The sequence below is a fragment of the Sinimarinibacterium flocculans genome (genome assembly GCF_003201205.1).
Taxonomy (GTDB): Bacteria; Pseudomonadota; Gammaproteobacteria; order Nevskiales; family Nevskiaceae; genus Solimonas; species Solimonas flocculans.
Window position 1 is genome coordinate 122,115 of record NZ_QICN01000005.1, and the last position, 20,312, is coordinate 142,426.

At 68.9% G+C, this 20,312-nt stretch carries 14 protein-coding genes and 1 pseudogene; 6 read left to right on the top strand and 9 right to left on the bottom strand.

Annotated elements, in window-relative coordinates; genetic code table 11:
* Positions 1-73 precede the first annotated feature (73 nt).
* From C8D93_RS10940 to C8D93_RS10950, 3 genes are all read right to left on the bottom strand, one after another.
* Complete coding sequence (locus C8D93_RS10940; RefSeq protein ID WP_110265237.1) at positions 74-448, bottom strand: hypothetical protein; 375 nt, start codon at positions 446-448, stop codon at positions 74-76.
* A gap of 26 nt (positions 449-474) precedes the next feature.
* Positions 475-1,944 carry an alkaline phosphatase PhoX gene (locus C8D93_RS20950; RefSeq protein WP_211307303.1) on the bottom strand — a complete coding sequence of 490 codons (1,470 nt, stop codon included), beginning with the start codon at positions 1,942-1,944 and terminating at the stop codon, positions 475-477.
* An 81-nt stretch (positions 1,945-2,025) separates the two neighbouring features.
* Positions 2,026-2,478, bottom strand: coding sequence for a hypothetical protein (locus C8D93_RS10950; RefSeq protein WP_110265238.1), 453 nt, complete (start codon positions 2,476-2,478; stop codon positions 2,026-2,028).
* 75 nt (positions 2,479-2,553) lie between these two features.
* On the opposite strand from C8D93_RS10950, the gene C8D93_RS10955 reads away from it, so the two are divergent.
* Positions 2,554-3,681: a PQQ-dependent sugar dehydrogenase gene (locus C8D93_RS10955; RefSeq protein WP_110265239.1), complete on the top strand. Its 1,128-nt coding sequence runs from the start codon at positions 2,554-2,556 to the stop codon at positions 3,679-3,681.
* Between the two features lie 15 nt (positions 3,682-3,696).
* On the opposite strand, the gene C8D93_RS10960 is transcribed toward C8D93_RS10955, so the two are convergent.
* From C8D93_RS10960 to C8D93_RS10980, 5 genes are all read right to left on the bottom strand, one after another.
* A complete protein-coding gene (locus C8D93_RS10960; protein ID WP_110265240.1) occupies positions 3,697-5,559 on the bottom strand; it encodes a DUF885 domain-containing protein in 1,863 nt (620 codons plus the stop codon).
* Between the two features lie 128 nt (positions 5,560-5,687).
* Positions 5,688-7,514 carry a DUF1302 domain-containing protein gene (locus tag C8D93_RS10965; protein WP_110265241.1) on the bottom strand — a complete coding sequence of 609 codons (1,827 nt, stop codon included), beginning with the start codon at positions 7,512-7,514 and terminating at the stop codon, positions 5,688-5,690.
* A gap of 17 nt (positions 7,515-7,531) precedes the next feature.
* Entirely contained in the window at positions 7,532-9,796 is a 2,265-nt protein-coding gene (locus C8D93_RS10970; protein ID WP_110265242.1) for an alpha/beta hydrolase, read from the bottom strand.
* Between the two features lie 190 nt (positions 9,797-9,986).
* On the bottom strand, positions 9,987-11,528 hold the full coding sequence (locus C8D93_RS10975; protein ID WP_110265243.1) for a glycerol-3-phosphate dehydrogenase/oxidase: 1,542 nt from the start codon (positions 11,526-11,528) through the stop codon (positions 9,987-9,989).
* Positions 11,529-11,613: 85 nt separating this feature from the next.
* Positions 11,614-12,300 (bottom strand): SDR family NAD(P)-dependent oxidoreductase, encoded by a 687-nt coding sequence (locus C8D93_RS10980; protein WP_110265244.1) that lies wholly within the window; start codon positions 12,298-12,300, stop codon positions 11,614-11,616.
* 205 nt (positions 12,301-12,505) lie between these two features.
* Here C8D93_RS10980 and C8D93_RS10985 point away from each other — a divergent pair, with 205 nt between their 5' ends.
* The 5 genes and pseudogenes from C8D93_RS10985 to C8D93_RS11005 all read left to right on the top strand — a co-directional run bounded on the left by C8D93_RS10985 (position 12,506) and on the right by C8D93_RS11005 (position 17,936).
* A complete protein-coding gene (locus C8D93_RS10985; protein WP_110265245.1) occupies positions 12,506-13,735 on the top strand; it encodes an efflux RND transporter periplasmic adaptor subunit in 1,230 nt (409 codons plus the stop codon).
* 91 nt (positions 13,736-13,826) lie between these two features.
* Positions 13,827-14,504 (top strand): annotated as a pseudogene (locus C8D93_RS10990) (ABC transporter ATP-binding protein); the annotation flags it as partial.
* A gap of 110 nt (positions 14,505-14,614) precedes the next feature.
* Positions 14,615-15,775, top strand: coding sequence for an ABC transporter permease (locus C8D93_RS10995; protein WP_110265247.1), 1,161 nt, complete (start codon positions 14,615-14,617; stop codon positions 15,773-15,775).
* 10 nt (positions 15,776-15,785) lie between these two features.
* A complete protein-coding gene (locus tag C8D93_RS11000) occupies positions 15,786-16,976 on the top strand; it encodes an ABC transporter permease (protein WP_110265248.1) in 1,191 nt (396 codons plus the stop codon).
* 12 nt (positions 16,977-16,988) lie between these two features.
* Positions 16,989-17,936, top strand: coding sequence for a 2-oxoadipate dioxygenase/decarboxylase family protein (locus tag C8D93_RS11005; RefSeq protein WP_110265249.1), 948 nt, complete (start codon positions 16,989-16,991; stop codon positions 17,934-17,936).
* Between the two features lie 3 nt (positions 17,937-17,939).
* On the opposite strand, the gene C8D93_RS11010 is transcribed toward C8D93_RS11005, so the two are convergent.
* The gene (locus C8D93_RS11010) at positions 17,940-20,036 is read right to left on the bottom strand and encodes a site-specific recombinase (RefSeq protein WP_245903885.1); all 2,097 of its coding nucleotides are present in this window, start codon (positions 20,034-20,036) and stop codon (positions 17,940-17,942) included.
* Positions 20,037-20,312: the final 276 nt, after the last annotated feature.

Genomic DNA, 20,312 nt, shown 5'->3' on the forward strand with positions numbered 1-20,312 from the left:
TGCTGGGAGGCGGGTGAGGATCGCACGGGCAGGCCGCGAGGCCCGCCCGTGCGGGCGCAGTCGCATGCAGCGTCTAGCGCGTGTCGGCGAAGGTGCAGCGCTGCTCGATGCAGGCCACCCCCGACGGGCGCGGCGCGCAGGTCGGCACCGGACAGGGTCCGGCATTGCATTGGTCGATGCGTCCCTGCAGGGCGGATGCTAGGCTTTGCAACTGCGCGACCTCCGCGGCATTGACGGCGTAGCCGCAGCCCAGGAAGCACTGAGGCTGGCCGCCATAGCTCACGCAGTCGTCATTGGTTTCGCACGCCCGCGCGTCCTCGACGGCGGCCGTCCATTGCTGGAACGCCGTGGCCCGCTCCTCTTCCGCGCTGGCGCAATCGCTGCCGTCTCCGCTGCACGCAGCCAGCAGCAAGGCCGCGGTGGCCATCAACATCGCACGCATCTTCATCACATGACCCTCCCGGTTGTGGACGCTCAGTCTGCCTCGCCTCGCAACAGCGCAGCCAGCGCCGCGCCGCCGACCAGTGCGAGCGCGCCGAGACCGAGGCCGCCGCCACCGCCGAGGGGATCAGGCCCGCCACCCCCCTGCTGCCGGAACGGCCCCGTGATCTCGAAGATCTCGCCGCGGATCTCTTGGCCGGTGGACTCGTCGACGGTGTGGCGCTTGCCCTGGCTGGCAAGGTACAGGCGCGTGCCGTCGGGCGAGAACGCCGGGCCGGCGAGTTCCGAGTGCGGCACGGGATAGCGCAGGAACGGCGCGACCGTGCGCGAGTCGTGCGTGATCATCACCAGCTCCATGTTGCCGCCATCCTCGGCGACGAACAGGTCGCGGCTGTACGGGTGCACGACGAGGTTGTCGACGCCGGTCAGCACCGCGGCGTCGCCGGCATCGGCCGCGTCGTAGAGGATGTTGATGGACTCGGCCTCGGTGTCGTAGACCCAGACGCGGTTGCTGCCCTTGGTGGTGAAGTAGACCTTGCCGCTGTCGTACCAGCAGCCCTCGCCGCCGTCGAACACCGCGGCATTCTCGACCTGATAGCGCGTGGGCAGCGGCAGCCCGAGCGGGTTGCGCACGACCTCCCAGCGCACGCGACCGGTCGCGGTCTCCCGCACACCCGGCATCAGCGCCTTCCACGGCACGTCGTGCGGGTCCGCCAGCGGATGCGCGGCGCGCCAGGCATCGAGCTCCGGCTGGTAGTTGCGGCGCTTGACCGGCGCGCCCTCGTCGAGCACCAGCACTTCGAGCGTGCCGCTGGACAGATCGGGATAGTGGTCCGGCGTGTAGCGGTAGAACGCGCCGTCGCCGGTGTCCTCGGTCATGTAGACACGCCGGCCGACCGGATCGACGGCGGCGGCCTCGTGGCTGAACTGCCCCATCGCCAGCAGACGGCGCGCCGGATTCAGACGCGTCGGATCGCACTCGTAGACGAAGCCGAGGAAATTCTCCTCGCAGGACAGCCAGGTGCCCCAGGGTGTCGGTCCGCCGGCACAGTTGTTGTTCGTGCCCTGCAGCACGGGATAGGCATCGACGACGTTGCCCGCCGCGTCGAAGCGGATCGCGCCGACGCCGCCCTGGTCCCGGCAAAAACGCGACAGCGGCGCATCGAGGCATTCGTCGGCGATGATCGGCACCTCGGAGTTCGAGACGTAGATCCAGCCGCCGTCATCCTGCGGAAAGACGGCGCCGCCGTCCGGCGCCCGATGCCAGACGTACTGCGAGGCGCCGCCGGCGGCGAGCGGCACCGGCGAATACGCCTCGGCGATCCGCCGCGAACGAAAGCCCGGCGGCAGCCACAGACCGTTGTCATCCGGCCCGATGAGTTCGCCGTAGGGACTCGGCCCGGCCTGCGCCGGCGCGGCGTAGGCGCGCTGCCAGAAGGCGGGTCCCAGACCGAAGGTGCCGGCGACCGCGAGGCCGGCCTGCAGGAAGTGTCGTCGCTTCATCGCCGCCCCGAAAGCAAAGCGCGGCAGGCTAGCGTGCGGCGATGAAACCCCGATGACGGCCCGGCGGCGCCCCGGTCGCGATCACGCCGGACGCCGCGTCCAGTGCGCGAACAGCGCGCCGGCGACGACACAACCGAGCGCCATCGTCAGCAGCCCGGCAAGGCTGCGCGTCGCGTCGATCAGCACCGGCGGCGGCACGGCCGCATCCGTCGCGCGGATCGCGACGATCACCGCGACACCGGCGGCCAGCGCGAACAGGGCGGTGCGTGCGGCAGGCCAGCGTCGCGCGAGCAGCATGGCCACCAGGAACGCCGGCAACCAGGCGACCAGCAGCATCAGGGCGTACAGCGATCCGAAGCCGGCCAGATCCTGCAGTGTCGTCATCAGGCGCACGCTCGGCGGCACGTCCACGAACGGCGTCAGTGCCTGCAGGTTGAACTGGGTCTGCACCACCGATCCCCAGGCGCCAGCCAGCAGCAGCGCGGCAACGAAGGCGATCAGACGTCGGGTCCACGTGGAAGCGGGCGTCGTCATCGGGTCGTGTCCTGCGTCATGATGTCGTGGATATTGCCGCATCCGCGGCATCGACGGGAGCCCACCCTCTTGACCATGCCGAGCTTCACCCGCCCCATCACCGCGCTGCGTGCGCTGGCGTTCGCACTGCTGCTGACGGCCCAGGCCCAGGCCCAGGCCGCGGACTATCGCGTCGACACGGTCATCGATGGACTCGAGTTTCCCTGGGCGCTGGGTTTCCTGCCGGGGGACCGCATGCTCGTGACCGAGCGTCCGGGTCGCCTGCGCGTGATCGAGCCCGGCGCCGATGGCCGACCGACCTTGCGTGCGGAACCAGTCTCCGGGCTGCCGCCGGTGCTCGCGAGCGGTCAGGCCGGGCTGTTCGACGTGATGCTCGACCCGGACTTCGCCGACAACGGCCTGCTCTATCTGTCGTTCGCGCATGGCAGCGTCGAGGCCAATCATCTGCGCGTCGTGCGCGCGCGCTTCGACGGGACTGCGCTGCACGAGGTCACGCCGATCCTGACGACGCTACCGGCCAAGTCGCACACGCAGCATCTGGGTGGCCGCATGGCCCTGCTCGCCGACGGCACGCTGGTCGTCGGCATGGGCGACGGCAATCTCGAACGCACCGATGCGCTGCGCCTGCATACCCACCTGGGCAAGCTGCTGCGCGTCCACCGCGACGGCCGCGTTCCCGACGACAACCCCTTCGTCGGCCGCGAGGGCGCACGCCCGGAGATCTACAGCTACGGCCATCGCAATCCGCAAGGTCTGGTCTACGTGAGCCGCGACCGCACGCTGTACGCGCACGAGCACGGTTCGCGCGGCGGCGACGAACTCAACCGCATCGAAGCCGGTGCCAACTACGGCTGGCCGATCACGACCCACGGGGTCGACTACACCGGCGCGCGCATCACCCCCTACCGCGAATGGCCGGGCGTGACGCCGCCGCTGACGCACTGGACGCCGTCGATCGCGCCCTCGGGCATGTGCTGGTACGACGGCACGCTGTTCCCGCAATGGCGCGGCAGCCTGTTCGTCGCCGCGCTGGCCGAGAAGAGCGTGCGCCGCGTACCGATGCGCAACGGCCGGCCCGGGCAGCAGGACATCCTGTTCCGGGAACTCGGCGAGCGCATCCGCGACGTGCGCGCAGGCCCCGACGGCGCGCTCTACCTGCTGACCGACAACGCCGAGGGGCGCCTGCTGCGGGTCACGCCATAGCGGCGAGGTCCGCGATCAGGAGGTGCCCGCGGCGGTTCGCTCGCGCGTCTCGATCCACTGCGTGACGCGCCGCTCGAGGATGTCCAGCGGCAGGGCGCCGCCGCCGAGCACCGCGTCGTGGAAGCCGCGGATGTCGAAGTCCTCGCCGAGCCGCGCCTCGGCCAGCGCACGCAGCTCCTGGATCTTGATCATGCCGATCTTGTACGCCGTCGCCTGTCCCGGAATGACGAGATAGCGCCGTACCTCGGACTGCACCGCCGCCGCCGGAATCGAGGTGTTGGCGTCGAAGTACTCGATCGCCTGCTGTTCGGTCCAGCCCTTGGCATGCAGGCCCGTGTCGACCACCAGACGCACGGCGCGCCACATCTCGGAGGTCAGACGGCCGTAGTCGGAGTACGGGTCCTGGTAGGTGTTGGGCATCTGCTTGGCGAGCCACTCGGCGTACAGGCCCCAGCCCTCAGTGTATGCGGTGAAGTCGGCCTGGGTGCGGAACTGCGGCACGCCTTCGAGCTCCTGCGCGATGGAAATCTGCATGTGATGCCCGGGCAGCCCCTCGTGATAGGCGATGACTTCCAGTTCCGGGATCGGCATCGCGTTCATGTCCGACAGGTGCGCGTAGTACACGCCGGGCCGCGAGCCGTCCGGCGTGCCCGGATAGTAGTGCTGCGCCGCGCCGTCCTGCTCGCGGAAGGCCTCGACACGCTTGACGACCAGATCCGCCTTGGGCAGCAGACCGAACCAGTTCGGCAGCTCCTTCTTGATGTTGTCGATCGCCGCCGTCGCCGCACTGATGTAGGCCTGGCGCCCCTCGTCGGTGTTCGGGAACTTGAAGCGCGGATCGGTGGCGATAAAGGTGAAGAAGGCCTGCAGGTCACCGTCGAAACCCACGCGCTGCTTGAGCGCGATCATCTCGTCGCGGATGCGCGCCACCTCGGCAAGGCCGATCTCGTGGATCTGCTCGGCCGTGAGATCGGTGGTGGTCATGAGCTTGAGGCGGTAGGCGTAGTAGGCCTCGCCGTTCGGATGCGTGCTGACGCCCGTCGGGTTGACTGCGGTCTGCGGCAGCTCCGACTCGACCCAGGCGATCAGCTTGCGATAGGCCGGGCCGAAATGCTCGAGCAGCGCCGCGCGCGACTCCGCCTCGAGGGCGTCGGCGGTATCGGCGTCGATCGCACCCTTCTCCTCGAGCGCAGCGATCTCGGCCTGCATGTCGGCCCAGATCGCCGAGTCGCTACCTTCTTCGAAGGGTGCGCCGCCAATCACCTTGCGCGACTGGTCGAGCACGCCCTCGTAGGCAAAGCGCGGCGGGCGGATGCCCAGACGCGCAGCACCCTGTGCCCGCACCAGCAGCTGGTCGATCGCGCGCTGGGCCTCGCCGATGCGGGCGATGTAGGCGCGCATGTCGGCGGCATCGTCGACACGGTGGAAGTTGATCAGAAAGGTCGGCAGGAACGACTGCGTGCCGCTCATCTGCTGGAAGGCGTAGCGGTTGGCGCGGAACGGCACCCCGGCGGCGGCGCGCTCGTACTGCTGCTTCCAGATGTCGTAGGAGCGCTTCGCCTCCTCGGACAGCAGTGCGTAGTCGAACTGCGCCTCCATCTGCTCGACGCTGGCCTTCTGCCAGGCGAGCTGTTCGTCCTCGGCCGCGATCGACAGGTCGTCGAGCTGGTCGTACAGATCCTTGCGGCCGAGGAAGGTCATCTGGATCGGGCTGAACTGCAGCTGCTCCTCGTAGCGCGCCTCGAACCAGGCGTCGATGCGCTGCGTCTCGGCTTCGATCTGTGCGGCGGTCGGCGCCGCCGGCGTGGAGGACGATGGTGCCAGCGCGCAACCGGCGACGATGAGCGCGGCACTGCCGACGACGAGAACGGAACGCATGATCGGACTCCGGGGATTCGGTAAAGGCCGGAGCCTAGCGCAATCGGGCGCCGCCCAAATGGGGGAATCTCCGGACTGGACCGCAGCGCCGAGCCTGGCAGCGGCGAGCGCCGCTGCCAGGCTCGGCCTCAGAACGCGTACTTCGCCACCAGGCTCATGAAGTCCCGGTCCTGCAGCAGATTGAAGCGGCCCGCGCCGAAGTAGCGGGTGTAGCCCGCCTCCAGCGACCAAGACTGCAGGTAGAACCCGGCCACGCTCGCCGAGATCAGCCGGCGGTCCTCGACAAAGTTCGTGATCGGCGTCGGCGTCACGCCACGCACGTCGTGGTCGAAGCGCAGGGTCGGCTCGACGCGGAAGCGGCCGAGCACGTTGTTGTACTGCGCACGGGCGACCATCTTGTAGCCCCAGGAGATCGCGTCCGCCCAGCCCTCGGTCTGCTGCGGTACTGCCGAGCCGAGCGCCGGCAGCGTCGACGCCGAGACCAGCGCGGCGACATAGGCATCACCGGGTGTGTAGGTGCCGGGCCCCTCGTAACGCAGCTCGTCCTTGGGCGGCAGGTCATGCACGTAGACGCCGCCGACCTCGCCGATGAACAGCACCTGGTCCCAGCCCATCATCTCGGACGGCCCGAAGGCGTAGGTCACGCCGATGTCGGCCTGACTGACGTCGTGGCGACGATAGCCGCGCAGGTACTGCCCGCCGAGCGCGGCGCCGAAGTCCGGGTCGCCGGTCAGCTGGCTCGGCAGGCCGACACCGGCCAGCAGCACCTCGACATCCTCGAGCTGCAGCGGCTGGTCGACCTTGTAGCTGTACTCGCCCTGCAGCGACCAGCCGCCGACCACGGTATTGAACGAGATGCCGTAGAGCTGGATGTCCTCGGGATACTCGACGAAGTAGCTGCCGGTGGACGCCGGCGCCGCAAAGCTCGCCTTGGAGGTGCCGCTGATCAGCGGCAGGCGGCTGTGGTAGTTCATCGCGTACAGCGACAGGTCGATGTCGTTGAAGTACGGCAGCAGCATGCTCAGCCGTCCGCCGAACTGCCCGCTGTTGCCGGGCTCGCGATCCGGCGCGCGCGGAATCGTCGTGTTCGGGAAGTTCTCCGGCGGCAGGCCGAAGGTCAGGTTCGCGCGCTGCCCGCCGACGCCGGCGAAGTCGTTCGTCGACCAGAAGGAGCCGGCGGCGTCGATCTCGGTGTGATCCCAGTCGAGCTGGTAGAAGGCCTCGACGGAGACGCCGCTGGTGACGCTGATCGATGCCCAGGCCAGCGCCGTCGGCAGCAGCAGTTCCTCGATCTCGAAGCCCGGCACGCGCTGCTTGTTCTGGTCGAAGGTCAGCAGGCTGTTGATGCCGTGCAGCACGAAGGTCGACTCGCCCCAGTTCAGCACCTGGCGGCCGATCTTGAAGGCCATGTACCGCGAGCCCAGCTCGAGACTGCCGAAGACATAGGCGTCGAGCAGGTCGGCGTTGTTGCCCAGATAGTCGCGCGAGGCATCGGTGCGCTGGTTGAACACCGAGATCGGCACTTCCGACGGCCGGCCGGTCGGCGTCAGACCGACGCCGACGTCCGGCGCGCCCGGTGTCGGCGTGTAGTAGTTGTCCGGGTTGAAGAAGTCGTAGTCGTTCAGCCGCTGGTCGAACAGGTAGGTGCCGCGCAGGAACACGCCGAAGTTGCCCTTGCTCAGGGTCAGGTCCGAGGTGATCTTCGCGGCGGCGGCGACGACGTCGCCGGAGTCGAACGCGAGATTGCCGTCGTCGCCGTTGGTCGAGAAGGCCTGGCCGCCGTTGCCACGACCGACCAGGGTGTCGCTGCGGGACTCGACGCGCCATGCCGCACCGAGCGAGAGCTTGTTGTCGAGTCGCACGTCGACACCGGCGAGCTCGGTGCTCAGGGCGCTGGCGGTACCGCCGGCCGAGACGAGTGCGGTGGCGGCGAGCGCGATCAGGGTTCTTTTCATTGTCGTGTCCTCCTCGTTCACTGTCCGCCGGTGCAGTTGCCCACCGGCAGCTGCCGCCCTGCGGATGCGAGAAAGGTTGCCGCCTGGGTCTGCATCTCGCAGGTCACCTGCGCATTCGCGGCAGGGCTCAGGATCGAACCGTGATCGCCCTGGTTGAAGCGCACGACCGTGCGCAGGCCGATCTCGGGCGGACCGCTGAAGTAGAGATTCGGTGCGATCGGCACGTCGAAGCCATCCCCTTGCGCCGGCCCGGGCACGAAGGACAGGCCCAGGGCACGCGCCAGCGGATCGCTGCCGCCGAGGAAGGACGAGATCGGAATCGTGTCCGTGGCGGGGCAGCCCTCGTCGCCGGCCACGGTGCAGTTCGGCACCACGGCATCGCCGCGCACGACGAACATCAGCAGCGGACGATTGTCCGTGGCCGCGGCGGCGTAGTTGAGCGGATCGCCATCGTCGATCACCTGCTGGGCGAAGCGCAGGAAGGTCTCGTAGGTGTCGTTGCCCTCGACGATGCTGCCGCCGCTGGCAGCCTCGAGGCCGGCCGCAACCGTGGGACCGAAGGCCGCCGAGCCGTCGAGCAGCTTGGCGATACCGCCGCCGGGCATCGCCAGCACCGCCGGTGCATTGCCCGGCTCGACGCCGAGGAAGGTGCCCATGACGATGCCACCGAGCGAGTGACCGGCGTAGCGCACGCTGTCGCCGTCGAAGGCGATGCCCGCCGGCTGCAGGTTGCCGCCGAGAATCACGCTGCCGCCGACCGAGGCCGACAGGGTGATCAGGTCGGCCTCGGCCTGGCGCAGGTTGTCGCGACTGGTGAGCAGGCTCGACAGGTTGATGAAGTGGGTGCCCGACGGATCGGGCGTGCCGTCGGCCGGCGGTGCACCGGTGGCGTTGGTCACGAGGTCGAGATCGAAGGTCCGCTCACGCGGCCTCAGCGGTTCCGGGAACTGCTCGGTCGCTGCCCGCAGGGCGTCGCCGGGGGGCAGACCGTGCAACGGCAGGTCGATGGCGACGACAGCGAATCCCGCCGCGGCGAGCGCCGGGGCCAGTGCCAGCATCTGCGAACGGTTGCCGGTAATGCCGTGCTGGAAGATCACGACCGGCCAGCCGTTCTCGGGCGCGGTGCGCCCGCTGTTGGCGTTCGGAATCGTCGCCAGCACCGGCACCCGTTGGGATGCGCGGGCGCGCGGCTGCGGGAAGCAGGCCGTGGTGCTTTCACTGGGCTGCAGCACTGCACAGGGCACGCCGACCGGCGCATTGCCGTCGCCGCGGACCGCCGCATCGGCGCGCCAGAAACTGTTGAGCGGATTGTCCGGTGCGCCGCCGACGAAGAAGGACTCGTCGGCATCGTCGGCCGTCGCGGTCGCATCGGCGAGGTAGTACGGCAGGGAGATGCTGCCGACATACAGGTCGGCCACGGGCGGCAGCTGCGCGATCACGTCCTGCGTCGTCAGACCGGTGGCCACCAGCGTCAGCGCCTGCGGCTGCACGCCGGCCTGCAGCCGCGACAGGGTCGCGCCGATCGACTGGGTGGTGAACGGCCAGGCGATCACGAGGCTTTCGGCCGGCAGCCCGGCCGAAGCCAGCGGCGGCAGGATGCGCATCTGGTAGAGCTGGCGGATGCCTTCGAGGCTGGCGCGCTGGGCCTCGCTGAGCAGGGTGAGCGCCGGCTCGTTGCCGGCGACGAGCTGCTCGTCGACCGTCTGCGACGACAGCAGCACGCGGAACAGGTCCGCCGGTTCGGCCGGCACGCCTTCGACCGACTGCAGGGCGCGCGTGACCACGACCAGATAGGTCGTCGACGGCGCCAGCGGTCGCAACGGTTCGATCAGCAGGCGCGAACGCAGCGCGTCGAGCGGACGCCCGGTCACCGGGTCGATCGCGGTCGAGAACTGCACGCGGTAGTCCGTGCCCGGCACCAGCGGCTGCAGCGTGCGGGTGTTGATGATGACGATGCTGCCGGGCGCATTGGCGCTGGCCAGATCGACTTCACCGATCAGGTCGGTGAAGGCCGAGGCCACCGTCGAGAAACCGTCGAGGCGGTTCGCGGCAGCGACGAACGGCGCGTTCGTGCCGTTGGGGATGTTCAGGGTGCCGTCGGCAGGCGTGCCGAACAGCCCGTCGTTCGGAAACGGAATCACCGCGCTGGCAGCGACGGGATCGAACAGGGAGATCAGCTTGCGCGGGTTGTCGGCCAGTCCGCCGTCACCCTCGTCGTCGGAACTGCAGGCCGCGAGCCCGAGCGCCAGCAGGCACACGGGCAGCCATTTGAGAAGCCTCATTGCGTCTCTCCTCATCTCGCACGGGAAAGCGGGCGCCTTCCTTTATTGGTTCTGTCTGTCCGCGGCACGCGGCCACGGTCAGCGCGATGGACCCGCCCAGTATGTCTGGGCCGAGACGTGTCGGGAGTCGGATATTTCCGCCAGATTGCACCGCTCGTCGGAATGCGGCAGCGCAACACGCTGCCGGCGTTCAGCCCGCGGCAGTTTCGCTTTCGATCAGTGCCTGCAGGCGCGGCTGCCAGGCGTCGTCATGCACCAGCAGCGACAGTGGCGTGCGTCGTCGCGCGAGGTCGTCGACCTCGAACGCCATCTCGTTGCGGATGGCGTGTACGGCTTCGGCGAGGATGAACGGCGCCTGCTCGTCGATGCGCCCGGCGAGCGCGGAGCGTTCGGCGATCAGGTCGAGCATCGCGTCGATCCCCGTACCGTGACGCAGGGTGAGCCAGCGTGCGGCATCGAGGTCGACGCCGGCCGCCGCGAGACGCGCGATCGCCTGTGCCTGCCAGTGTTCGAACGGCCCCTCGGGCGCACCGGGCAAGGGATGGCGATGGGTGACCGCCGGCGGCGGCTTGCGGTCGAGCGCCCGGAACACCGCATCGACGATCTCGATGCTGTCGCTGCGCGAGGTCGTGTACTTGCCGCCGACGTGCATCACCAGTCCGGGGCGCGGGCTGCGCACCTCGAATTCGCGCGAGACCGCGGCCAGCGACGCGCTGTCCTGGGCCTGGAGCATGCGCACACCGGAGAACGCACCGATGACGTCCGCTTCGGTCCAGCCGATTCCCGGCAGGCCGCGGCGCACGCCGTCGAGCAGGTAGCGGGTCTCCTCGATCGTCGGCACCGCCTCGGACGGGTGCTGCACGGTGGACTCGGTGGTGCCGACCAGGGTGCGGGCGTACCACGGAATCACGAAGAACACGCGACCGTCGGCGGCGGTCAGCAGGAAGGCCTCGTTGCAGCCGGGGATCGCCGGCAGGATCAGGTGCGTGCCCTTGACCAGCTTGATGGCCGGCGCATCCGCGCCGAGCAGATCGCGCGCCCACGGGCCCGCGGCGTTGACGACGACGCCGGCCCGCAGCGCGAAGCGTTCGCCGCTGCGCTCGTCGACCAGGTGCGCACCGCAGACCCTGCCCTGCTCCTCGATCAGGTTCTCGGCACGAACGCGGTTGGCGCAGACCGCACCGAACGACTGCGCCGCGGCCGTCACCACCAGGGTCATGCGCGCATCGTCCTCCTGGCAGTCGCCGTAGCGGAATCCGCCGAGCAGCCGCTCCGGATCGACGAAGGGATAGCGCGCCAGCAGATCGCGCGGACGGTGGAACTTGTGTCGCGGCACCGGCTGATCGCCGATCGCCAGCAGGTCATAGAGGTGCAGGCCGGCAGACACCATCAGCGGACTTGCCCGCGGCCCCTTCCACATCGGCAGCACGAAATTCAGCGGGCGCACCAGATGCGGCGCGATGCGATACAGGGTGCGCCGTTCCTTGAGCGCATGGCGTACGAGGCCGAACTCGTAGTGCTCCAGATAGCGCAGCCCGCCGTGGATCAGCTTGCTCGATGCCGAGGACGTCCCTGCGCCCCAGTCGCGCTTCTCGACCAGCGCCACCGACAGGCCGCGGCTGGCCGCATCGTAGGCGGTCCAGGCGCCGTAGATGCCGCCGCCGATGACGAGGACGTCGAAGCGCCCGGCGCGAAGGGCGGCGACGTTGCGCTTGAGCGGGAAGGCAGTCACGCCGCGCAGTTTCCGGTTTCCGGTTTCCGGTTTCCAGTCACAGCGGCGTCTTCATCTCTGGAAACTGGAAACGATCGACTGGAAACTACTTGCAGACCACCTCCGTCTCGAAATGTCCCTTGGGCTGGTGGTGGAGCTGCACGAACGCGCGGGCGATGCGCTGCGGATCGTACTGCGTACCGGTCTGCACGAAGCCGTGCACGGTCACCGTCGCCACGTGCACGCCGTGCGCGCCGAGCTCCTGGGCGAGCGTGAAGGTCAGCGAGCGTAGCGCCGCCTTGTCCATCGACAGCGACGAGTAGTCGGCTGCCGGCGCGGTCGCGAAGCCGCCGCCGGTGAACAGGATGCTGCCGCGGCCGCGCGCGATCATCGCCGGAGCGACGGCGCGCGCGGCGATCAGCGCACCGACGACGTTGGTGCGGAAATTCGCGATCAGCTCGTCGAGCGGCACGTTCATCGGTCGTCCCGGCGCGTGCTGGGCGACGTTGTAGACGAGCACCTCGGGATCGCCGAGATCGGCGCGCGCGGCGGCCACACCCTGCAACAGCGATTCCTGCGCCGCGGCGTCGGCGGCGTAGCTGAAGATGCGGCGTCCGCTCTTCTTGCTCAGCTCGCCGCAGAGCCCGGCCAGCCGCTGCGGCTGGCGCGCGAGCAGTGCCAGGTCGTAGCCCTCCTGGGCGAAGGCTTCGGCCACCGACTGGCCGATCCCGGGACCGGCGCCGACGATCAGGCAGGACCCGAGTGCGGACGGCGGCGTCTGTGTGCGGCTCATGCGTGTCTGCTATTCCGTGTTGGACGAATGGGCGGGAAGCGTGCCGATGATAGGCAACTGTCGGCAGGCGATGCGCATGTTCGCACAGCCGGCGCCGCGCTCTGCGATCTTTCCGACACTGCCCCGGGAAATCCCTCTGTGGCAGCGTCCCGGAAAAGCCGGCACACTGCGCCCGCCTTGAGGCCGGGGAGGCGCCTCGCGTCACATGAACGACACGTCGAATCTGTTGGGGCAGTTGAAGATCGACAAGACGGCGCGCCAGTCCGCACGCCCGGGCGGCGCTCGCTGGCTGCTCGCGGGCCTCGGCCTGCTGCTGATCGCGGCAATCGTCTGGTTGCTGTTCCTGCGCGATGGCGCACCGACCATCCGGACCACCACCGTGCGCAGCGCCCCGACCGGTGCGGCGGCGGCCGCGTCGGTACTCGACGCGTCCGGCTACGTGGTTGCGCGCCGACAGGCCACGGTATCGTCCAAGCTCACCGGCAAGGTCGTCGAAGTGCTGGTCGAGGAAGGCATGCGCGTCGAGGACGGACAGGTCCTCGCCCGCATCGACGACATCAACGCGCGCGCCCAGCTCGCACTGGCCGAGTCGCAGCTCGCCGCGGCACGAGCGCAGCTCGCCGAAGTGCGCGTGCAGCTCGCCGAAGCGAGGCGCCAGCTGCAGCGCAGTCGGAGTCTCGCCGAGCGGAAACTGGTCAGCGAGGCCGCGCTCGATACCGCCCAGGCCGAGGTCGACGCGCTCGAAGCGCGGCTGGCAAGCACCGAGTCGCAGGTGGTCGTCGCCGAGCGCGGCGTACTGGTCCAGCAACGCAACCTCGAGGACACCGTCGTGCGCGCGCCGTTCGCGGGCGTCATCACCGTGAAGAACGCGCAGCCGGGCGAAATGATCTCGCCGCTGTCGGCCGGCGGCGACGGCACGCGTACCGGCATCGGCACGCTGGTCGACATGGAGTCGCTGGAGATCGAGGTCGACGTCAACGAGAACTTCATCAACCGCGTGCAGCCGGGCCAGCCGGTCGCGGCACGGCTCAATGCGTATCCCGACTGGGAGATTCCGGCCGAGGTCGTTGCCGTGATCCCGACGGCCGATCGCTCGAAGGCGACCGTCACTGTGCGCGTCGGCTTCCTGCAGAAGGACCCGCGCATCCTGCCCGAGATGGGCGTGCGCGTGGCGTTCCGCGAGTCCGAGCCGGCGCAGGCCGCCGAGCAGCGCCCCGCCGGCGTACTGGTCGATGCCGACGCGATCCAGGTCAATGGCGACACGGGCGTGGTCTTCGTCGTGCGCGACGACACGCTCGAACGCCGCGCCGTGCGCGTGGCCGGCAAGACGGCCAGCGGCGTGCGCGTGGCCAGCGGCCTCGCTGCCGGCGACGTACTCGCCGTCGGCGATCAGGCCGGCTTCAGCGACGGCATGGCGGTGTCCATCGAGCCGTGAGGCCACCAGCGAGCGCCTGCCATGCCCGTCCCCACCCTGTGCGAAAACCGCCTTCACAACCGCCCGCCACAGCGGGCAAGCGAGTGTCCAGATGACTGAAGCCATCGTCAGCCTCAAGGGCGTCACCAAGAGCTATACCCGCGGCAAGCAGAGCGTCGAGGTCCTGCAGAGCCTGGACCTCGATATCGCCAGCGGCGATTTCCTTGCCCTGATGGGACCGTCCGGCTCCGGCAAGACGACACTGCTGAACCTGATCGGCGGGCTCGATACGCCCAGCGGCGGCGAACTGCGCGTCGGCGACGCACGTCTGGACCAGATGTCGTCCTCGCAGTTGACGAAGTGGCGAGCCAACCACGTCGGCTTCGTGTTCCAGTTCTACAACCTGCTGCCGGTGCTCTCGGCCGAACGCAACGTCGAGCTGCCGCTGCTGCTGACCTCGCTGTCGGCCGCGGAGCGGATGAAGCGCGTGCGCATCGCACTCGGGGTCGTCGGCCTTGCCGAACGGGCCAAGCACAAGCCCGGCGAGCTGTCCGGCGGACAGGCACAGCGCGTCGCGATCGCCCGCGCCATCGTCGCCGACCCGACACTGCTGGTCTGCGACGAGCCCACCGGCGACCTCGACCGCAAGACCGCGGACGAGATTCTCGGGCTGCTGCAGATCCTCAACCGCGAACACGGCAAGACCATCATCATGGTCACGCACGATCCCAAGGCCGCCGAGTTCGCGACGCATACGCTGCATCTCGACAAGGGCCGCCTGGTGGAAGCGGGTGAGCTGGAACAAGATGAACGTCCAGTGGACGTTCATCCCAGCGAACGCCCGGACATGGATGTCCGGGCAGGACGCAGCGCCAGGGATGGCTCCACGGGAGCGCCGTGATGAAGTACCTCCCTCTGATCTGGGCCGCCCTCTGGCGGCGCAAGCCGCGGACGATCTTCACGATGCTGTCGATCGTCGTCGCCTTCCTGCTGTACGCCCTGCTGTCGGCCGTCAACGCCGCGTTCAACGCCGGCGTCGAGATCGCCGGCGCCGACCGCCTGATCACGACCGGACGCTACTCGCTGACGCAGGTGCTGCCCTTCGGTCACCTGCAGCAGGTCCGCAGCGTGCCCGGCGTCGCCAGCGTTGCCGGGCAGTCGTGGTTCGGCGGCTACTATCAGAAGGAGAGCAACTTCTTCCCGCAGTTCCCGACGCAGATCGAGCCCTATCTCGAGATGTATCCGGAGATCGTGCTGCCGGAGGAGCAGAAGCAGGCGATGCTCAACACGCGGACGGGCGCGATCGTCGCCAAGACGCTGGCCGACCGCTACGGCTTCAAGGTCGGCGACCGCATCCCGATCATCGCCGGCATCTGGCCGCTGGCGGACGGCTCGAACAACTGGGAGTTCGACTTGGTCGGCATCTTCGACACGAAGAACCCGAAAGAGCGCTCGATGTACGAGATGCTGCTGTTCCACCACGAGTACTTCGACGAGGCCCGCCAGTTCGGCAAGGGCACGATCGGCTGGATCGTGATCAAGACAGAAGATCCGGATCGCAACGAGGAGATCGTCGAGGCGGTGGACGACCTGTTCGCCAACTCGCCGAACGAGACCCGTACGGAGACCGAGCGCGCGTTCAACCAGTCCTTCGTCAAGCAGATGGGCGACATCGGCCTGATCATGTCGTCGATCATCGGCGCGGTGTTCTTCACCCTGCTGTTCCTGACCGGCAACACGATGATGCAGTCGGTGCGCGAACGCATTCCCGAACTCGCCGTGCTCAAGACACTCGGCTACTCGGACGTCGGCGTGCTCGGCCTCGTGCTGGCCGAGTCGCTGGCCCTGTGCGTGCTGGCGGCACTGGTCGGCATCGGCCTCGCCGGGCTGCTCCTGCCGGGGATTGCCGCGAAGCTGCCCGGATTCTCCGGGCTGGCCCTCAAGCCGGAAGCCTTCGCCGGTGCACTCGGCATCGCCGTCCTGCTGGCGCTGATCGTCGGCCTGCCGCCGGCCCTGCGGGCGATGCGCCTGAAGATCGTCGACGCGCTGGCGGCACACTGAGGAGACGGTGATGGCCAATACCCTGAACCAGATCGGCGCGGTGACTGCGCTCAACGTGCGCTCGATCCCGTCGCGACTCGGCACTTCCCTGGTGATCGTGATCGGCATCGCCGGCGTCGTCGGCGTGCTCGTCGCCCTGCTGTCGATGGGCGCCGGCTTCGCGGCAACCCTCGGCGGCACCGGCACCGAGGAACGCACCATCGTCCTGCGTGGCGGCTCGGTGGACGAGCTGTCGAGCGTGATCACGCGCGAACAGTCGCAGATCATCGGCGACGCACCGGGTGTCGCCCGCGATGCCGACGGCAAGCCGGTGATGGTCGCCGAGTTCTACCTGCTGACCGACGTGGCCAAGCCGGACTCGACCTCGCCGAACAACGTCGTCGTCCGCGGCACGCAATCCGATGTCGCCCGCGTGCGACCCGAATTCGGCATCGTCGAAGGCCGCATGTTCGAGTCCGGCGTGCGCGAGGTGATCATCGGCACCGGCGTCGCGCGACAGTTCGAGACGCTGCAGCTCGGCGGCACGGTCGACGTGCGCGACGGCGCGTGGAACATCGTCGGCATCTTCGAAACCGGCGGCGACGTGCACGAATCCGAACTGTGGGTCGACGCCGGCGCACTCGAAACCGCCTCGCGCCGCAGCGCCTTCAACTCGGTGACGCTGCAGCTCGAAAGCGCCGACGCCTTCCAGACCTTCAAGGATGCGCTGACCACCGACCCGCGCCTGGTCGTCAACCCGCAGCGCCAGACTGACTACTACGCCTCGCGCTCCGAGCAGCTGCACATGCTGATCCGCATCCTCGGTTATACGGTGGCCGTGATCATGGGCATCGGCGCAGTCTTCGGCGCGCTCAACGTCATGTACGCGGCCGTCGCCACCCGCACCGTGGAGATCGCGACCCTGCGCGCGCTGGGCTTCGGCGGCCTGCCGGTGGTGATCTCCGTGATGATCGAATCGCTGCTGCTGGCGCTGGCCGGCGGCCTCGTCGGCGCCCTGGGTGCCTATCTGTTCTTCAACGGCTTTACCGTCAACACGCTGAACTTCCAGACCTTCAGCCAGGTCGCCTTCGCGTTCCAGGTGACACCCGAACTGATCCGCCAGGGCATCGTCTGGGCGCTGGTCATGGGGCTGATCGGCGGCCTGTTTCCGGCGGTGCGCGCCGCGCGGCTGCCGGTGGTCGACGCCCTGCGGGCAGGCTGAGCGGTCGTCGCGATGGCCAGCCCGCTGACTGCCGGAACCCTGCGCGCGCTGTTCGTCGAACGTGCGACGGCGAAGTTCGCGCGCAATGTGCCGGACTTCGTTGCGCTGCAGAAGCTGGTCGCCGACAACGGCGGCCGCTTTCGCAACGACCATGGCGCGATCCGCACCGCCGACCCGGCGGTGACCGCGCTGTTCCTGCGCGCCGCCCAGGTGCTCGGCCTGCGCCGCGAACTGGACTACCGCTTCCCGGCCAAGAAGCTGGTGTCCTGCGACCTGCAGGTCATCGGCGAGGACGCGACGCAGTTCAAGATCTTCGTCTCGCAGGTGGACCTGCCCGCATTTCCCGAGGAAGTCGCCGCACTGATACGCGACGACTGTGCGGAACAGTCACGCGCGGCGGATCACGGCCCCTTCGTGCGCCTGATCGAGCGCTTCGAGCAGGCCGGCAGCCTGGACTCAGGTGACGCCGAAGCCTTCGTCGAACACTTCGTCGAACGGCTGATGGCGCGCAGCGGCGCGCCGCTGCGGCGCAGCACCCTCGCCGCCGTGGCACAGGTGTCCGGCGAGGCTGCGAGCGCGCTGGCGCTCGGCCCCGACTTCAATCACGTCACCATCGACGTCCGTGCCGCCGGCTTCGAGGACATCGAGGCGATGGCGTCGGCGATGCGCGCCGCCGGCTTCCGCATGCTACCGCAGATCCAGGGCGCCGCCGGAACCAGGCTGCGCCAGACTGCGACTATGGCCGCAACGATGCAGACCCCGGTGCTGGAAGCCGACGGCTCGACCGGCAGCGCGCCCACCGAAAAGCAGTTCGTCGAGATCATCGAGCGCAACCAGGCGGTAGATGTCGACGGCCATCCGCTGTGGACACAGGACGGCCGGCCGCTGATCTTCCGCAACTTTCTCGCCGCCAACGCCGAGAAGATCTTCGACGCGGCGTCCACGCGCGTCCGCGACTGACCGTCATCCCGCGGCCGGCGTCTTTCCCCCGGCAGCCTCGTCCGCCGATTCGCTCTTCTCCTCTTCCTCGGGCGCCGGGTCACGCGGCGGCCACATCAGGTCCTGCGGACGCCGCAGCGCCCGCCGGGCGACTTCCAGCATCAGCTCGCGGCGGTCGCTGACCGGTACGCGCTGCGCGCGCAGCGCCACGAACAGGGCGAGGCTGAAGCTGACCAGCAGGTTGATCACGCCGATGCCGGCCACTCCGATCGCCACCATCGCGACCATCGACCGTGCGAGCTGCCAGTCCAGCGCCACCATCGCGTAACCGAAGTACGAGGTCGAGAAGGTGATGTGGCGGATATCCAGCGGCAGGCCGAGGATGAAGCCGATCGTCCCGGCGCTGCCGAGCATGCAGCCGAAGAAGAAATTGCCGGCCAGCGCGCCGAGATTGTTCTCGACGTAGACCGCGAAACGCTCGGCGCGCGCTTGGCCGAGCAGGCGCCGCAGCCAGCGCAGCTGCAGCATGCGCTGCGGGATGCGGTTGTAGACCGCCTTGTTGTCGAAATAGCCCGAGATCAGGCCGGCGAGGAACAGGCACACGCCCGCCACGCCGGCATGCAGCCACGCCAGGCTTTGCAGCGGGTGCTGCTCGACCAGCAGGTAACGCGCCGTCTCCGGCTCGAGATAGTGCCGCCCCGTGTTGAGCAGGATCGCGTAGGCGATCGCCACCGGCAGCAGGAAGGCCGGCAGCACGTTGCCGATGATGGCGATGAACTGGCTGCGCAAGGTGCGCACGACCAGATCGGCGCCGATGGCGATACGTTCCTTGCGGTTCTGTGCGGCCGACAGCGTCGAGGCGAGATATGACGCGGTCATCGCCGGCTGCTTGGTGGCGATGGTGAAGTGCAGCAGGTAGATCAGGACGAAGCCCAGGCCGTAGTTGAGGCTGTACAGCACGGCACCGGCCAATGGCGAGTGCGACTCGGCCGAGAGCGCCACCTTGATCATCGCCATCGCCGGCACGATGCAGCCCGCCCCTGCGGCCGAGCGCAGCATGCCCCAGTACTCGGCGCGCGTCGTCGTCACGTAGTGCTCGCCGGTCTTGCTGGCGTTGTCGGTGATGCGGGTCGCCAGCAGCTCGACATTCTGCTGCCACAGCTCGCTGACGCTGTGCCGCGTGTTCTCGGCGCGCACGACCTGCTTGAAGAAGCGCACGCGCAGCTCGTTGAGTTCGTGCACCGGGCGTCGTTCCAGCAGTTGCAGCAGCAGCTTCAGCCGGCCGATGTTCTGGTTGAGGCGCGCCAGCAGCACGGTGAGGCTGACGCTGGCTCCGGTCTGCGCCGCCTGCTTGCGCACCTTGCCGATGATCTGCTCGCATTGACCGAGCAGCACCAGCAGGTGCTTGTCGTCGAGGGCCGGATCGCGTTTGTCGGCGATGGCCGTCTGGTGCTCGTCGATGAACTGGCGCATCTCGACGTTCTGGGTCAGGAACGGCGACTCGTAACGCTCGATGGCGGGATGGTTGCGCACCAGCTCGGGCTCGAGGCCGAGCGCGGCGATGCGGTAGGAGACCACCTGCAGCGCCTCGAGAATCTGGAACGGCAGGCGGCGGCCATGCTCGCGCCCGGCAGCGCCGAGATCCAGCGCGTCGAGAAAGCCGACCCAGTCGGCGTCGGCGATCGCCTCGACCCAGACGTAGTCATCGCGACGCGCGAACAGCAGGTTCACGGCGTCGCGCAGCTGCGCGGGGTCGAGTTCGTCGGGCAGCAGGCCATGGACGAAGCGCCGCCACAGGCCTCCGACGAAACCCTGCCCGCTGAGGATGCCGGAGTCGCTGAGCAGGCGCAGCGGCTGGGTGTCGGTGACCAGCCACAGCAGGGCATTGCGGATCGCGGCGCGGGCCGCGGCGTCGCTGCGCACGCATTCGACCAGCACCTGCAGGCGCTCGCGGGCGACAGCCGTGTCACGCAGACGCCGCGGACGCAGCCAGCGCACCAGTGCCGCCAGCGCCGGCAGCCGCTGCGCGGCGTCGGCGGACTGCAGCCGCTCGATCGCGGCATCGAGCTGCTTGCGCGTGCGCGCCGCCTGCCGCTCGGCACCGAACCATCGCTTCAGCACCGGCGGCTCCGGCAGGCACGAAGCAAGCGCAGCGCGCACGCGCCGGGCGACGCAAGGGAACGGACCGGGTGGATCGAGGGCATCAGCGGCAGCAGCGCGAGGGGGCCTCCATTGTCGGGATCGCGGTTGCCCGCGCAAGCGGCATCGACCGCATCCGCTCCCCCCGCCGCCGGCGTCGTCCCGCATCGGCGCGCCCAAGTCCTTGGATTGACGGGATACCGCGCTCCGGGGCGCCATTTATCCACAGGATGCGCACCGCAATCGCACCGTTTTGGA

What these genes read in the sequence shown, in the direction of transcription:
- C8D93_RS10940 (WP_110265237.1), bottom strand. Translation starts at nt 448, where the DNA reads ATGAAGATGCGTGCGATGTTGATGGCCACCGCGGCCTTGCTGCTGGCT.
- C8D93_RS20950 (WP_211307303.1), bottom strand. Translation starts at nt 1,944, where the DNA reads ATGAAGCGACGACACTTCCTGCAGGCCGGCCTCGCGGTCGCCGGCACC.
- C8D93_RS10950 (WP_110265238.1), bottom strand. Translation starts at nt 2,478, where the DNA reads ATGACGACGCCCGCTTCCACGTGGACCCGACGTCTGATCGCCTTCGTT.
- C8D93_RS10955 (WP_110265239.1), top strand. Translation starts at nt 2,554, where the DNA reads ATGCCGAGCTTCACCCGCCCCATCACCGCGCTGCGTGCGCTGGCGTTC.
- C8D93_RS10960 (WP_110265240.1), bottom strand. Translation starts at nt 5,559, where the DNA reads ATGCGTTCCGTTCTCGTCGTCGGCAGTGCCGCGCTCATCGTCGCCGGT.
- C8D93_RS10965 (WP_110265241.1), bottom strand. Translation starts at nt 7,514, where the DNA reads ATGAAAAGAACCCTGATCGCGCTCGCCGCCACCGCACTCGTCTCGGCC.
- C8D93_RS10970 (WP_110265242.1), bottom strand. Translation starts at nt 9,796, where the DNA reads ATGAGGCTTCTCAAATGGCTGCCCGTGTGCCTGCTGGCGCTCGGGCTC.
- C8D93_RS10980 (WP_110265244.1), bottom strand. Translation starts at nt 12,300, where the DNA reads ATGAGCCGCACACAGACGCCGCCGTCCGCACTCGGGTCCTGCCTGATC.
- C8D93_RS10985 (WP_110265245.1), top strand. Translation starts at nt 12,506, where the DNA reads ATGAACGACACGTCGAATCTGTTGGGGCAGTTGAAGATCGACAAGACG.
- C8D93_RS10995 (WP_110265247.1), top strand. Translation starts at nt 14,615, where the DNA reads ATGAAGTACCTCCCTCTGATCTGGGCCGCCCTCTGGCGGCGCAAGCCG.
- C8D93_RS11000 (WP_110265248.1), top strand. Translation starts at nt 15,786, where the DNA reads ATGGCCAATACCCTGAACCAGATCGGCGCGGTGACTGCGCTCAACGTG.
- C8D93_RS11005 (WP_110265249.1), top strand. Translation starts at nt 16,989, where the DNA reads ATGGCCAGCCCGCTGACTGCCGGAACCCTGCGCGCGCTGTTCGTCGAA.